Annotated in this window: 11 protein-coding genes; 5 read left to right on the top strand and 6 right to left on the bottom strand. The window is 45.2% G+C overall.

Annotated elements, in window-relative coordinates:
* Positions 1-4: 4 nt before the first annotated feature.
* Genes FCN51_RS22190 through FCN51_RS22180 form a run of 3 tightly spaced genes read left to right on the top strand, consistent with a single transcriptional unit; the run spans position 5 to position 2,281 of the window.
* The gene (locus tag FCN51_RS22190; protein WP_003625243.1) at positions 5-454 is read left to right on the top strand and encodes an acetyl-CoA carboxylase biotin carboxyl carrier protein; all 450 of its coding nucleotides are present in this window, start codon (positions 5-7) and stop codon (positions 452-454) included.
* Complete coding sequence (gene accC, locus FCN51_RS22185; RefSeq protein WP_160256892.1) at positions 451-1,848, top strand: acetyl-CoA carboxylase biotin carboxylase subunit; 1,398 nt, start codon at positions 451-453, stop codon at positions 1,846-1,848. Before FCN51_RS22190 ends, accC begins: the two co-directional genes overlap by 4 nt.
* A 25-nt stretch (positions 1,849-1,873) precedes the next feature.
* On the top strand, positions 1,874-2,281 hold the full coding sequence (locus FCN51_RS22180) for an acetyl-CoA carboxylase biotin carboxyl carrier protein (RefSeq protein ID WP_160257181.1): 408 nt from the start codon (positions 1,874-1,876) through the stop codon (positions 2,279-2,281).
* Positions 2,282-2,378: 97 nt separating this feature from the next.
* On the opposite strand, the gene FCN51_RS22175 is transcribed toward FCN51_RS22180, so the two are convergent.
* Positions 2,379-3,581 carry a pyridoxal phosphate-dependent aminotransferase gene (locus tag FCN51_RS22175; RefSeq protein WP_160256891.1) on the bottom strand — a complete coding sequence of 401 codons (1,203 nt, stop codon included), beginning with the start codon at positions 3,579-3,581 and terminating at the stop codon, positions 2,379-2,381.
* A 351-nt stretch (positions 3,582-3,932) separates the two neighbouring features.
* Between FCN51_RS22175 and nac the strand changes: the two genes are divergently transcribed.
* Positions 3,933-4,874: a nitrogen assimilation transcriptional regulator NAC gene (nac, locus tag FCN51_RS22170; protein ID WP_160256890.1), complete on the top strand. Its 942-nt coding sequence runs from the start codon at positions 3,933-3,935 to the stop codon at positions 4,872-4,874.
* A gap of 154 nt (positions 4,875-5,028) precedes the next feature.
* The gene (locus FCN51_RS22165; protein WP_160256889.1) at positions 5,029-6,390 is read left to right on the top strand and encodes an amidase; all 1,362 of its coding nucleotides are present in this window, start codon (positions 5,029-5,031) and stop codon (positions 6,388-6,390) included.
* 56 nt (positions 6,391-6,446) lie between these two features.
* On the opposite strand, the gene FCN51_RS22160 is transcribed toward FCN51_RS22165, so the two are convergent.
* From FCN51_RS22160 to glgA, 5 genes are all read right to left on the bottom strand, one after another.
* A complete protein-coding gene (locus FCN51_RS22160) occupies positions 6,447-7,292 on the bottom strand; it encodes an SDR family oxidoreductase (protein WP_160256888.1) in 846 nt (281 codons plus the stop codon).
* A 105-nt stretch (positions 7,293-7,397) separates the two neighbouring features.
* Complete coding sequence (gene treY, locus FCN51_RS22155; protein ID WP_310255647.1) at positions 7,398-10,025, bottom strand: malto-oligosyltrehalose synthase; 2,628 nt, start codon at positions 10,023-10,025, stop codon at positions 7,398-7,400.
* Positions 10,022-11,779: a malto-oligosyltrehalose trehalohydrolase gene (gene treZ, locus FCN51_RS22150; RefSeq protein ID WP_160256887.1), complete on the bottom strand. Its 1,758-nt coding sequence runs from the start codon at positions 11,777-11,779 to the stop codon at positions 10,022-10,024. The genes treY and treZ overlap by 4 nt, the downstream gene beginning before the upstream one ends.
* Positions 11,780-11,811: 32 nt before the next feature.
* Complete coding sequence (glgB, locus tag FCN51_RS22145) at positions 11,812-14,040, bottom strand: 1,4-alpha-glucan branching protein GlgB (protein WP_160256886.1); 2,229 nt, start codon at positions 14,038-14,040, stop codon at positions 11,812-11,814.
* Between the two features lie 49 nt (positions 14,041-14,089).
* A complete protein-coding gene (gene glgA / locus FCN51_RS22140) occupies positions 14,090-15,718 on the bottom strand; it encodes a glycogen synthase GlgA (RefSeq protein ID WP_160256885.1) in 1,629 nt (542 codons plus the stop codon).
* Positions 15,719-15,745 lie beyond the last annotated feature (27 nt).

The raw sequence follows: 15,745 nt of genomic DNA, 5'->3' as shown, positions 1-15,745 counted from the left end.
AACCATGGACACTCAAGCTCTTAAAGCGCTGATAGACCTGTTTGGCCGTGCTCCGCTCCGTGAGCTTGAGATTTCGGAAAGCGGCCAGACTGTTAAAATCACGCGGGCAAAGCAGGCGCAGGCTTTCGTGCCTCCTGCTTCCCCCCTCCCCGCTACTGCGCCAGCAGCAGCCACAACACCTCCGCCCCCTACAGAGGAAGCAGAGGTTAGTTCTACCAAAGAGCAGCTTATAACTGCCCCCATGTATGGAACACTGCATTTATCCCCTGCACCCGATGCACCGCCCTTTGTGGCTGTAGGGGACACTCTTCATGCCGGACAGCAGGTAGGTCTGATTGAAGCCATGAAAGTTTTTACACCCATCAAAACCGAAATTGCCGGACGTGTTGAAGCCATTTTAGTGCCAGATGGCAGTGAAGTTGAGGCTCATCAGCCTCTGATACGTCTATCATGAGCGCGCCACAGCGCTTTGGGCGCGTTCTGATTGCCAACCGTGGTGAAATTGCACTGCGCATTCAGCGTGCCTGTCGGCAGCTGGGGTTAGAGACTGTTGCCGTTTATTCGGAAGCCGATGCCCAGAGCCGCCATGTTCTGGAGGCCGATATTGCATTGTGCATTGGCCCGGCTTCTGCCGCGCGCTGCTATCTGGATGCAGCCAGCATTATTCTGGCTGCAAAAGTAACTGGCGCCACTGCCATTCATCCCGGATATGGGTTTCTCTCAGAAAATGCTGATTTTGCAGAAGCCGTTGAAAAAGCAGGCATAACCTTTATTGGTCCTACGCCAGAGTCTATCCGCCTGATGGGGGATAAAATTACAGCCAAACAGACCATGCAAGCCTCTGGCGTACCCTGCGTGCCCGGATCTGATGGTCCATTACCAGAAGACGAAAACGCTATTCTGGACCTTGCCAATGCTGTGGGCTTTCCGGTTATTGTAAAGGCCTCTGGTGGTGGTGGTGGCCGCGGCATGCGGGTTGTCTGGTCTGCTGATGAGCTTATCAAAGCTGTTGCTCTTACACGCAAGGAAGCACAACAGGCGTTTGGTAACCCAACTCTGTATCTTGAACGCTTTATGCAAAAGCCCAGACATATTGAAATTCAGGTTCTGTGCGATACACATGGCACCGCTTTGTGGTTGGGTGCGCGTGATTGCTCCTTACAACGCCGCCATCAGAAAGTGCTGGAAGAAGCTCCTCCTCCGGGTATTCCTCCTGAACTGATTGCAGAAATTGGTGCACGTTGTACTCAGGCTTGCCGTAATATCGGGTATCGCGGCGCAGGTACGTTTGAGTTCCTGTATGAAGATGGCATCTTTGCGTTTATTGAAATGAATACGCGCCTACAGGTTGAGCACCCTATTACAGAAGAAACCACAGGCATTGATATTGTTTGTGCGCAAATTGAAATTGCGCAAGGCAAGCCGCTCACTCTGACACAAAATGCTATTCAGACATCCGGTCATGCCATTGAGTGCCGAATTAACGCTGAAGATCCCTTTACCTTTGCCCCTTCCCCCGGCCAGATCAGCCAGTGGGATCTGCCCGGTGGGGCTGGCATTCGTATAGATACGCATATTGTGGCGGGCAGTGTGGTGCAGCCATATTATGATTCCTTGATTGCCAAGGTTATTGCGCGCGGAGCAACACGCCAAGAAGCCATGCAACGGCTAAAGGTTGCCCTTTCTGAAATGCAGGTTGAAACAATAGCAACCAATATTCCACTCCACCAAGCATTGCTGTGTGATCCGGATTTTCTGAAAGGTGGCGTTGATATCCACCATCTGGAACACTGGTTGGAAAAAAGGAAAAATCCTGATGACAAAGCCGCTGTCTCTGCCAACATTTGATAGCCTGCCCAATTCAGAAGAAATTGTGCAGATTAGCCAATGGCTAAATGAAGCGGGGCTAAGCTCTCTGGAGCTTGCTAATGCACAGGGCACGCATTTACGCATTTGCATTGAAACGGCTGAAACGCCTGCGGGTAGTTCTGAGCAATACAATGCTTTGGAACCATCAGTGCTCAACGCACCGACAGAAAATGGTGTAACTGTTATCGCCCCCTACTTTGGCCATTTGTTACTACATAACCCTATTACAAAGGAAGCATTAGCACCTGTTGGAAGCTCTGTTTGCACAGGTGCAATTGTTGCCATATTGGAGATAGAAGGCGTTACCGTACCAGTTACAGCATCCGATGATGGTATAGTTGCAGACGTTCTGGCTAAAGAAGGTGAGTTAATTGGATACGGCCAGCCTCTTCTAACGCTTCAGCCTGCTTGATTTTCACTCTTTTCTAAAGCCCCAGTAAGAGAACAAAAAATAACCCCATCTCGTTAAGAAATGGGGTTATCTCAAAAGCCTTGCAGGCAAAAACCTCTTACTTCAAGCCTTCAACAAACTTTGCAATACGCTCACAACCTTCGCGCAATGTTTCAACATCTGTTGCGTAGGAAATACGGAAAAACGGGCTCATTCCGTAAGCTGTTCCCTGCACTGTTGCAACCTGCTGTTCTTCAAGCAGCCCCATAACAAAATCTGTATCCGTGGCAATGGTTTTACCACCAGCAGAAACCTTGTTCATACATGCGCTAATATCTGCATATACGTAAAAAGCACCCTGTGGTTTGTGGCAATAAACATTTGAAATGGCATTAAGCAGATCGACTACAAGATTACGTCGTGCCTGATATTCCTGCGCACGGTCTTTTAGAAAGTCCTGAGGACCTTCTAGCGCAGCTACGGCTGCAGCCTGAGCTATTGTGTTGATACCGCTTGTTGACTGCCCTTGCATGTTATTCATAGCGGCAACCAGATTTTTGGGCCCACCACAATATCCAACACGCCAGCCTGTCATGGCATAGGCTTTAGAAACACCGTTAACGGTAAGAACACGATCCTTCAGCCGTGGCTCAACCTGAGCAATCGTGCAGAATTCAAAACCATCATACACAAGGTGTTCGTAGATATCATCCGTCATGATCCAAACATGAGGGTGCTTGAGCAGTACGGCTGCAATAGCTTCCATATCTGCACGGGGACAACAGGCACCAGATGGATTGTTAGGGAAATTGAGAATAACCCATTTGGTGCGTTCGGTAATCGCTGCATCCAAATCTTCTGCACGAAGCCGGAAACCGTTTTCTGCTTTACACGGAACCTGCACCACACTTGCCCCGGCAAGGCGTGCCTGATCAGCATAGCTAATCCAGAAAGGTGTTGGCAGCACAACCTCATCACCGGTGTTACAAGTTGCCATAATGGCATCAAAAATGATCTGCTTGCCTCCATTGGCAACCAGAATCTCGTCCAGTGCGTAATCCAGATTGTTTTCGCGCAGGAATTTGTTCTGCACCGCTTTTTTAAGCGCAGGCTTTCCTGATTGTGGCGGATATTTTGTATCACCCGCACGTGCTGCTTCAACCGCAGCTTCCACAACATGTGGAGGCGTAGGAAAATCCGGCTCTCCCGACGAAAGGCTGATGACCCGAATACCTTCCGCTTTCAACGCCGTTGCTTTATCCGTCATTGCGGCTGAAGCAGAAATGGCAATTCCGTTAAGTCGATCGGCAAAACCCGGCATTACACACATACTCCGAAGATATTCTTGCGCAGACGCGTGAGAATATTCAGTCAATTATCAATATCGCATGAATGTACGCCAAACCCGCCCTCAAGAGATAGCTTTGAAAACCTTCTAGCCCCATACAAGAATATTATGGAAAGAATATAAATATAAAATAAAGTAAACAAAAATATATTTTTTATTTTATTTATACTTATCTCGTGCATCATATCTTATTATATGCAACTTAAAATAAATAGGTCCCGTCTGACATAATTTATGCCAAGATATTCGTTTCGAATGCTTATTGACTATCCCCGAAATTTCAGTAACAATAATTTGAAATGCAGCGCATGGAGATGACTCAAATTGGACATCAGGCGACTACAGGCATTCGTAAAAATTATTGATATCGGCAGCATTTCCCGAGCAGCCGATATTCTGAACATTGCACAGCCAGCCCTTAGCCAGCAACTGGCCTCTCTTGAAACTGCATTCAAACAAAAACTGCTTATCCGCAGTAAAATGGGCGTAACGCCCACGGCTGCAGGGCTGGAACTTTACCGTCACGCGCAAACCATGATCAAACAGCTTGATCGTGCCATGACAGAAATCAGCAGTGGTGCCGGACCATTGGTTGGGAAAGTTTCTGTTGGTCTTTCTCCATATTCTTCTGGATCTACTTTATCTTTAGCTCTTCTGAAAGAAGTGCGTGCCAAGTTGCCTGGCATCATACTTCATTTGACAGAAAGCTTTGATGATATTTACAGCGAAATGGTCATGACCGGTCGGCTAGATATGGCCATTATTCACGGTGCCGGACCCATTAAAGGGGTGAATTTTACACCTTTAATGAAAGAAAACTTTTTCCTGGTCGCGCCAGAAGAGTCTCCTTTTACAGAAAGAGGGTCCGCGCCCGTCAAGCTTTCAGAACTTACAGAAGTCCCCCTTTTGCTTCCCCCAGATTACAATTTTGTACGGAAGCGCATCAACACAGCTTTTGCACGTAAACAGATAAAGCCCCATATTGTTGCGGAAGTGGAAGCGCTTCTGACACTTCAGGATGCTGTTGCTGCTGGTATTGGCTTTACTATCCTACCTTGGTCTGTCGCCAGCAAAATTATTGTTCCCGGCAAATCCCGCGTGCATGAACTCCGTAGCCCTGTCATTCAGGAAGATGTTTCTCTCTGTGTGCCTGAAAGCATTCCTGAAACAGAAGCTGGCGTTGCCGTTAGAAACATCCTTATTGACTTGGCCAAAAGTATGGTGATGTCTCAAAATTGGCCTGGCACACAGATTATGGATACTTAAATACTTAACCGCTGAATTCCATTAACGATTTAGCCCAGATATTTGCATCAAACGGGAGTGAGCTGTCTTTTGCTGTGGCTCTACGCCAACCGTGATACAGTTGAATCTATTCTTATCATGGATCAACAGCCAATAAACACGGAAAACTCCCCTAATGCCCTCTTCCTTCCCTTCCATGCTCCATGCAGCGCAAGCTCTTGCAGATGGCCGCACAACGGCCCGAGAACTGGTAGAAAATGCTCTGGCTCACATTGCAGACTCACATGGGGAAGGCGCACGTACTTTTATGTCTGTGCATGCCACGGCTGCGCGCGGGCATGCTGATGCCATGGATAAATTACGATGTCAGGGGCAAGCACCTTCTCCTGTAGCAGGGCTTCCTATTTCCGTTAAGGATCTGTTTGATGAAGTGGGTTCCACCACCAGAGCAGGATCTATGGTTCTAGCCGATGCCCCACCTGCCAGTATGGATGCCCCTGCTATTGCGCGCCTGAAGCAGGCCGGGCTGATTAGTATTGGCAGAACAACCATGACGGAATTTGCCTTTTCGGGCATTGGCATCAATCCGCATTTTGGCACTCCGGCTAATCCGTGGCATAGGGATGAAAAACGCATTCCCGGCGGATCTTCTTCAGGAGCCGCCATTTCCGTATCGGATAACATGGCTTTTGTAGGCATTGGAAGCGATACCGGTGGCTCCTGCCGTATTCCAGCGGCACTAACTGGCCTTGTCGGTTTCAAGCCCACTGCCCGCCGAATTTCCACCCAAGGGACTGCTCCCCTTTCTTCCACCTTAGATTCCATTGGAAGCATCGGCCGCACAGTGGCGTGCTGTTGGGCGGCAGATAGCCTGATGGCAACAGGAACAATTCGTATACAAGACGCTCCAACCGGACGAGACGGACACACTCTTCGATTAGGCATTCTTAGCACTTCTGTCATGGAAGATATGGACGAGACAGTCGCTCATACATGGGAAGATTGCTTAGGCAGATTTTCCAGAAACGGCGTTATACTGGAAACCTTTACCTGCCCTCCCCTTACAGAAATTCCGAAAGCCAACAGCAAAGGAGGGTTCCCCGCTGCTGAATCCCTTGCATGGCACCAGCATCTTCTAGAAACACGCCGTAGCGTTTACGATCCTTTTGTATTGCAGCGTATTCTACGGGGTTATGAGCAGACCGCTGTGGATTATATTGCCTTACTGCAAAGTAGAGCCAAATTAATCCGACAGGCAGCCGATATCATGAACCATTATGATGCTGTCATTTTGCCAACGGTGCCTATTATTGCCCCAAAGATCAACGATATGAATGATAATGCCCGTTACGTAGCAACTAACCTGCTGTTATTACGCAACACCACGATAGCCAATTTTCTTGATCTATGCGCCATTAGCCTGCCATGCCATCACGCAGGCGAAGCGCCAGTGGGGTTAATGGTTATGGGCCGTCATGCTGAAGATTGTAATCTCTTCCATATTGCCGCACAACTTGAACGTATTCTTGCTCACTAAACACTAACTCCACTAGCTGAGTGGATGAATAATTTTCAAAGCTTTCTAAAGCGGTGTCAGATCGGAGTTCCCGGTCTGATATCGTAAGCTTTTTGCACAAGGGCTGGCCGCTTTCCTAGGCCCTCGGTAACTTTCTGACTCCATACAGCCTCTAGCTGTTCTTTCTGCTGGCCAATAATTTCCTTGGGCTCGACGTTACGATAGTTTTCAATCTCCCCTGTTAGAACACCAATTGTCGTTTCAAAAACAGGTTCGGGATCATACTGTTCATGCGGAAACGCAATATTTTCATAGTCGAATAAACGTTTTGTGGGATCATCCACCCAACTTTTCCAACTTTCGAACATACGATCATTAAAGCCGGTAAGGAATGGCCCGGGATTGACGGTAGCAACTTCGATGCCGAATTCCTTGACCTCCTGGCTAAGAGCAGAAGCAATCGCCTCAATAGCGTGTTTGGAAGAGGAATAAGCGCCAGAGAATGGATCCGTCGTTAAACCTGCGACAGATGACATAAAGACAATCCGGCCTTTCTTTTTCTCTACCATTTTCCTCAACAGTAACTGTGTAAGCAAGACTGGACCAATGATATTGACTTCATATTGGCGCCGCAGATTTGCCGCAGGAATATCAGCAACGGCACCACCTTCAGAAATTCCTGCATTATTCAGTAGAACATCAACGTCCCACTGTGCAGCCTTAAGACGATCCCCCTCGCAGGTCACATCTAGTTTTTCAATTTGTAAATCTACACCACGCTTTTTAGAGGTCTCAGACAAAGCATAAACCTGTGATGCAATTTCAACGCCTGCAATAACATTAAAACCTTTTGCTGCCAGCCGGAGTGCCACTTCATGACCAAAGCCTGTGCCTGCGCCTGTTATAAGTATTGTCGTCACCACCGTTTTCCTCTTCGCAATTCAGATGTAGACCAGACAACGTGTGGGCAAACGTATATGTTCCCAATATAATATTCATGCAAAAGAACACATCATGTTACATACAAATTATGTAACATGATGTGAGATAAGAACATCGAATGGTACCGATCCATAAAAATATGCGAGGTTAGAAACAGTATTATTTTTAAAAGTATTCCCCCATAAAATGCTTTTCCATTCGGTATTTTTTAGATTTTCATGCAAAAAAATCTTGGTTTCATTCCAGCCATCATGGTAACTTTGTAAATATTCGTTAATATTAAGAGAAAAATTAAATCGTGTTGCAATAACAAGAATTTTTATATCTTTTGTAAACCTTTGGAAGGCCACAACATGATCTGATAAAGGTCCTTCCACTAAAACCCCTTCATATTGACCATTTGTAAAAATTTGAGGATAATTTTTTCTTAATCCAAGAAGTTTATATATTATAGCCTGCTTAATTTTTCCATCACGCCAACTATGAGCCAATGCTAATAAGTCTATCTCTTGTTCTAAATTTTCCTGCAATTTCAAATAATTTACCGGCCTTCTATTATCAGGATCTACAAGACTAAAATCCCAGTCCTCCCGCCCTTGATATAAATCAGGAACGCCAGGAACCATACAACGCAAAATAACCTGCGTTAGACTATTCATGGCCGCAGCAGGAGAAATATCATTTATAAATGTAGCGATATTTTTTACAAATGGCACACGTAGAAGTTGCGTCATGAAATGTTGGCATGTTTTTTCATATGTAATATCAGGCGCATCCCAACTGGTACATAAACCAGATTCTCGCAAAGCTTTAGTCAGATAAGACCTTAATCTTTGAGGAAAATCCGAAAAATCACTTTTATTTAAAGGCCATGCAGAAATGAGCGTTTGATATATAAATATTTCATCTGCTTGGGAAACATGTTTTTTTGAATGGTCTAATATATGTAAGTCAGCATTTTGTTCAAACCAATGCATTACGGTTTCAGGCCATTTCGCCTCAGGTTCACTTAAAACCATAAGCCGTGCCCTTCCGTCCTCCCCACGTTTATGATCATGCGTAGCTGTGCAAAGCAGTGCATCTGGATGTGACAAAAAACGCGATATATTAGCTTGATGAAATGCTTCTATATTTTTTGAAAAAAGATCTGGATCTGTGCCAACTTCATTTCGAGACAATAAACGCGCATAACGATAGAATGCTGTATCTTCTCCTGCTTTGGCAGCTAACGGAGCTGTTAGAGATACAAATAAATCTTCAGGCCACTTTTTACCCAACGCCTGATCAATCTTTTGGCTTAAAATACACTCAATTTTATTCAATAATGGAATATGATAGAGAGATAATTCCTGACGTACCTCATTACAGGATTTCCGCAAATATGGAAGGCTCTGTTTACTTATTACAGAATTCAAAAAGTAAATACGATATACAGGAAACGCGACTAGAATTTTTCGCAACACCGTTTCTATAGCATGTTCTGTTACATCTTGTTCCGGTGGAAAAATATTTATGAAAGATAGAATAAGATCACGGAACATTTTATAAAATGAAGAATCCAGTTTTTCGTTCCGTGCCAGTTCCTGCACTTTTTTATAGGGGAAAACTCCGCATTGTTCCCATAAGACATCTAATTTTTCCTCTCCTTTTGGGTTATGCAAAAGAAGGGAGGTCTGCTCAAGAAAATCATACCCTGTAGTGCCAGAAACCAACCATTTATCTGAAAGAGTTTCCTTATTGCCTAAAATTTTTTCTACAAAAATAACAGGATCATTCCTTAGATTTTCTGGTCTTTTTTGCTTTAATTTTTCCAATTCTTTTCTCAAATGCTGGCAATACTTATCCGGTTGTAGCAAGCCATCAATATGGTCAATTCGGAAACCATCAATCAAACCTCGTTGGTATAAATCAAATATATATGTATGAGTACGAACAAAAACTTCTAATCGCTCCATGCGAAGTGCAATTAAAGATGTCACATCAAAAAAACGCCGCCAGTTTACCAAATCACCAGCATTGCGCCACCAAACGAGCTGATAATGTTGCTTTTGCAAAAGCAATAAAAGATTTTGCCTTCCCTCTGAAGTTGCAGAAGAAAAAAAATCTATTAACAGCTTCCTTAAATCCAAAGGCAAATTTTCTGCATCCTTAAAACTGGAAAAACCAACAACCCAGTTCATACTCTCTAACGCGATTGGAAAAATTCTATCTTCATACGTAATTACAAAAGACTTTTTCCCACTGTGATATAAAAAACGGATTTTCTTTTCGTCTAAAATATCGCACAATGGTTTCTCAAGAAACGGCAGAATAATACGATGCTGCGCTTGTGTTTGAGAGACAGACCAATCGATATCAAAATAACCTGCATATTTACTTTTATGTCCATTTAGCAAAACATCTTGCCACCATAAATTCTGATAGCTTGTAGACATATGGTTTGGTACAATATCAAGAATAAGCCCCATATTATGCTTACGCAGCGCATCTACCAAAATTTTTAAACCTACCTCTCCGCCCCTGTCTGGATCAATATAATCCCAACTGATTGTATCATATCCATGCATAGATCCTGGGACTGATGCTAATAATGGAGAAGCATAAATATGGCTAATACCAAGCCTTGAAAGATACGGCACAAGCAGGACGGCATCATACAAAGTGTAGTCTTTGTTAAACTGGATACGATACGTCGCACGCAATGATGTATTCATGGCAGGTTTTCCATACTCGCCACAATGCTAAATGCAGGTAATGTTCCTGCCACTCTTGTATCTGGCAGAGTATAAATTAGATCATGCGGTTCTGTAATTTTTGTATTTTTATCAGAGAGATTTATTGAAATGGTAAGTAATTTTCTATTATCTAAATACCAATGCGCACATATGGCGCCTAGTCCCAGCACCTTTACCCCTGCGCTTTGCGCGTGATGTAAATGAGGAATAATCCATTTCTTACGTAGTGTGAGCAAATGATGCGTTAAAACCAGCCATGCTTTACCCAAATCTGTATCTCTTATGCCCCTATCTGGCCTAGACGCTTCAAAGGTGCTGCGTGCGTTAGGGTCTGGAATACGTTTACGTATCTTCTCATCTTGAAATGCTGAAAATTTAGAAAACTCGTTTCGTCGTCCTGCTTTGATACGCTCTGCCAATTCACCATGAAAATCACAGAAAAAATAAAATGGCGTGATACATCCCCATTCCTCCCCCATAAAAATCATAGGAATCATGGGACTTAAAAGCAGCAAAGCATAGGCAGCTTTCACTGCCTCTGGCTTTGCTAGCACCAATAGTCGCTCCCCAAAGGCTCGATTACCTATCTGATCATGATTTTGTAAAAATAGAATAAACTTCGTTGCTGGCAGATCGTCACTCGGCATTCCTCGACATTTGCCGGAATAAGAATTGAATTGCCCTTGATAAACAAAACCTTCCGCCAAAACCCGAGCTAAATCCTGTGTCGGATTTTTAGAAAACATTTTGTAATATCCTTCATGCTCTCCTGTCAGAAGCACATGTAAGGCATTATGTCCGTCATCATTCCACTGGGCAGTAAAACCGTTTCTCAGTAAACCTGCATCATTATTTTCGTTTTCGAGTATCAAATGCACATGGCGTCCAGGCTCAATAGTGGCCTGAACCCGTTCTTGCAACACTCCGAACCATGTGTGATCAGAAATGGCAGATGCTGCATCAATACGCACACCATCAAACCGATACTCCATAATCCAATAGAGCACATTTTCTATAAAAAAATCTCTCACTTCAGCTCTACTGAAATCTATCCCAACTCCCCACGTTGAATGCTGATCGTGGTTGAAAAAATCATTTGCATAAACTGGTAGAAAATTCCCTTCAGGGCCAAAATGATTGTAAACCACATCAAGAATAACCATAAGCCCACGCATATGTGCGGCATCAATCAGATGCTTCAGTTCATCTGGATGACCGTAAGAAACTGCCGGCGCATATGGTAGAACCCCATCGTACCCCCAATTTCTCGTGCCCCCAAAACTGTTTATGGGCATTAGCTCAATGGCTGTAATGCCAAGGGCTGCCAGTTCATCTAACTGTTGGCATATGCCCTCATAACCACCTAACAAACCTATATGAAGTTCGTAAATAATGGCCTCGTGCCATGGCCTTCCCTGCCATTCTGGACACTGCCATTGATAATATTCTGGATCTATCACCTCACTTGCACCTAACACGCCATCTGGCTGACTGCGGCTTGCTGGGTCCGGCACAAACTGTTCATCAGAAACCCAAAAACGATAACGCGCTCCAGCCCCACAAGGAGCTGTAATGCTAAAATGCCCCTGTCCATCAGAATGCATTTGCAAATCTTGCATCCCTTCAACATGCAGAAAGACATTTTTACTTGATGGTGCCCAAAGCGTAAAAGCTGTTTGCCTTTTCTCCAGAAGCTCCGCACCAAAAGTTTTTCTAAATCGAAATGTGCGCATGGTCAGGAGCCTTTCAAGCAAGAATAACGTGCCTAGGGAACAACCGGACTGAAATACAAAACAGCAAGTGGTGGGAGCGTTGCATCTAAAGAACAACACATCCCGTGGGCAGGCACATCCTGCGCATGCAGCCCACCAGCATTGCCAACATTAGACCCACCAAAACATGCGGCATCGGTATTGAGAATTTCGTGCCAGTATCCACCCTGTGGAACACCCACCCGATAATTGTGGCGGGGCACAGGTGTCATATTACAAACAACCAGAACAGGTGCCGCGTCTGGCGCATAGCGTAACCAGGCAAAAACACAATTCTGCGTATCGTCCGCAATCACCCACTGAAAGCCATGTGGATTGTAATCTTCCGCATATAGAGCCGGATAAGAACGATAGAGGCGATTGAGGGCTACAACCGTATTATACATCCCCTTGCCCGATGCCTCATCCAGCCTGTGCCAGGCAATCTGGCCATCGTGGTTCCATTCTTCCCATTGCGCTAACTCGCCTCCCATAAAAAGGAGTTGCTTGCCTGAATATGCCCACATAAGCGCGTAGAGACATCGTAAATTAGCATGTTTCTGCCACTCATCGCCTGGCATGCGCGACAAGAGAGAACCTTTGCCATGCACAACTTCATCATGAGAAAGTGGTAGAATAAAACACTCAGAATAGGCATAGATCATGCCGAAGCTCAGATCATTTGCATGATACCCGCGCCAAAGTGGATTCCGCTGCATGTAACGCAAAGTGTCATGCAACCACCCCATATTCCACTTAAAACGAAACCCTAACCCGCCTGCTTCAGAAGGCATCGTCACACCTGGCCATGCCGTGGACTCTTCGGCTATCAGCATCACATCATCATACATATCTCGCATGAGGGCAGAGAGTTCATGAAAAAATGAGACAGCTTCAAGATTTTCACGTCCACCGTAAATATTAGGTTTCCACTCCCCTTCCCTTCGGCTGTAATCCCGATACAACATGGACGCCACGGCATCGACCCGCAGACCATCAATATGAAAGTGCTTCAGCCAATAAAAGGCACTTCCCAGCAGGAAACCCCGCACCTCATTCCGGCCAAAATTATAAATAAGCGTGTGCCAGTCCTGATGAAATCCCTCCTGCGGGTCTGCATGTTCGTACAGATGTGTACCATCAAAACATGCAAGCCCGTGCGGATCAGAAGGAAAATGAGCTGGCACCCAATCCATAATCACCCCAATACCGGCATGATGGCACCTATCTACAAATGCAGCAAACTCATGAGGCTCCCCATGCCGGGCCGTTGGGGCATACATACTGACGGGTTGGTACCCCCATGATCCAGAAAACGGATACTCTGTAATCGGAAGGAGCTCTATATGTGTAAACCCAAGCTCCTGGATATAAGGGATAAGTGCATCGGCCAAATCACCCCAAGACACAAACCCTTGGCCGCTTTCTGGCAATCTCCAAGAAGGGGCATGAATTTCATAAATAGATAACGGCGCATTCACTTTATGAAATTCATGCCGTTGCGCCATCCAATCTGCATCATGCCATTCGTGGATTATTGGCGCAGCAACACGTGATGCCGTGGCTGGAGGTTTTTCTGTAAATCGAGCATAAGGATCTGCCTTTGCCGGCAAAACTTTTCCTTCAGCAGAAAGAATTTCATATTTATAACGTTCCCCAGCTATAAGGCCGGGAACAAACAACTCCCACACTCCGGCTCCATGCCGCAACCGCATGGGATGACGTCTGCCATCCCATATATTGAAATCCCCAATAACAGACACCCTGCGAGCATTAGGCGCCCAAACCGTAAAACGGACACCTTTTACGCCATGTATCTCGATACAATGCGCTCCCATTATTGCATCTGGGGACTGATGACGCCCTTCTGAAAATAGATGTAGGTCCAGATCTCCCAACAATTTGCCAAAGCTGTACGGGTCAACAACATCTTGCCAACTATCAGCCCATTTCACGCGCACAAAATAACTTTGACTGCGCTTGGGGATGGTAACGCTATACACGCCATGAGGATGAATACGCTGCATCTGCCGCTCAAGCGTAGATCCATCTGCTGAAGTAATGACTACCCGGACTTCAAACGCATCTGGGAAAAAGACACGCACAATGTCACCCCGCCCATCAGGATGACGGCCCAACACTGCAAAAGGATTAGAGCTATGCCCTGATGCAAGCTCTTCAATTTGCTTTTGAAGCACTAAATCAGCCGTTTTACGATTTTTAGATACAGAACGAGCAGGCATTGCAAGACATACCAGGTTTAGAATTGCAGAATAATGATATCTTGTTGAATTAAGCGTATGTGCCTGTGCGCTTTAGGCTTTCGCTTTTTTGGCCACCAAGTGGCATGCGGGCAGGCTGTATCCTGCGTAATGTACGGAACGGACGCTGCAAAATATCGCCTCTGCGTGGAGCAATTTCATCGTGAGTATTGTGATGTGATGGCAAATAGCCTGCCAGTTCCCTAAACAGTTGAGCATATCCAGCAGCTTTCCCTTCCCATGAGACATCGTGCAATGCACCGTTACGCTGCAATCGTGCCCAAACGGATTTTTGCTGAAACAAAGCATATGCCCGTCTTATAGCAGCCAAAAGTGTTTCACTATTTGTCGGAGAAAACAGAATACCGTTTGCAACACCCTCGGCTATAGCGGCTGAATTTGCATCTACAATGGTATCTGATAACCCACCAACACGTGCCGCAATAGGCACAGACCCATAACGCAGCGCATGCAGTTGAGTAAGGCCACATGGTTCAAACCGGGATGGAATAAGAGAAGCATCAACCGCAGAATGCATTTTATGGCCGAGGACTTCACTATAACTGAGGTGACATGCCAATTGATGCGGATAACGACTTTGCAATTCTGCAAGAGATCGCATAATTTCTCTATCACCCACTCCCACAACAATAAGCTGCATGTTCCATTCAAACAGACGTGGGACAATTTCAGCCAGAATATCTACACCTTTTTGAGTGGTTAAGCGGCTGACAAGCCCAAGCAGAAATGTATCTGCCTTTTGTGGTAAACCAAACTCGGCCTGCAATACTCTTTTATTGGCACGACGCCCCACATTATCACCAACTGTATATGGAAAAGTCACGGCTGAATCTGTCATAGGATCCCATTCTGAAAGATCCAGGCCATTTAATATACCATTCAACACCATAGACCGTGCACGCAGTAGGCCATCAAACCCCATTCCATGTTCTGGGGTTTGAATTTCTTCTGCATAGGTGGGAGACACTGCTGTTAAGCGGTTTGCAAACAGCAAGGCGCCTTTTAAAAAGCTTATCTGCCCGTGATATTCCAAACCTTCCAAGGCAAATGCATGGGCTGGCAGTCCGAATTCTTCCAATTTATTACAAGGAAAAATACCTTGAAACGCTAAATTATGAATAACATGGGAAACAGGTGCAGCTTTTACACCATCATAATGCAGATAAGCTGCCACCAATGCGGAATGCCAATCATGAGTTTGCACCACCGCTGGCTGCCAGTGCTCCAGATATCCTTGTGCAATAAATGCACCAATGCGCGCTAAAACAGCATAGCGTATACCATTATCTGGCCAGTCCTGCCCTGTTGGGCTGCCATATGGATTACCCACACGATCATACAAAGCTGGCACATCAACAACAAAAAGTGCACGATCTTTTGTTACTCCTTCCCAAAGAGTAACTGAATACCCAAGAACATTTTCAAAATTCTTGATAATCCGTCGTTCTTCCAAAGCTTTCATAACGGAAGGATAGCCTGGCAATAATGTATGCGTTTTTATTCCATATGGACGTAAAGCACCGGGTAAAGACCCTACAACATCACCTAAGCCGCCAGTTTTTATAAGTGGATACATTTCTGACGCTACGGAAAGAACGTTTAAATTGGCTGGCAACATTGAAACAGATGTCTGCGTCATGTCTCATCCCTTTTATATACCTTGAAT

The organism is Acetobacter pasteurianus, from assembly GCF_009914215.2.
Taxonomy (GTDB): domain Bacteria; phylum Pseudomonadota; class Alphaproteobacteria; order Acetobacterales; family Acetobacteraceae; genus Acetobacter; species Acetobacter pasteurianus.
The sequence above is the reverse complement of the archived record's forward strand: the minus strand, read 5'-3'. Positions and strand labels throughout refer to the sequence as shown.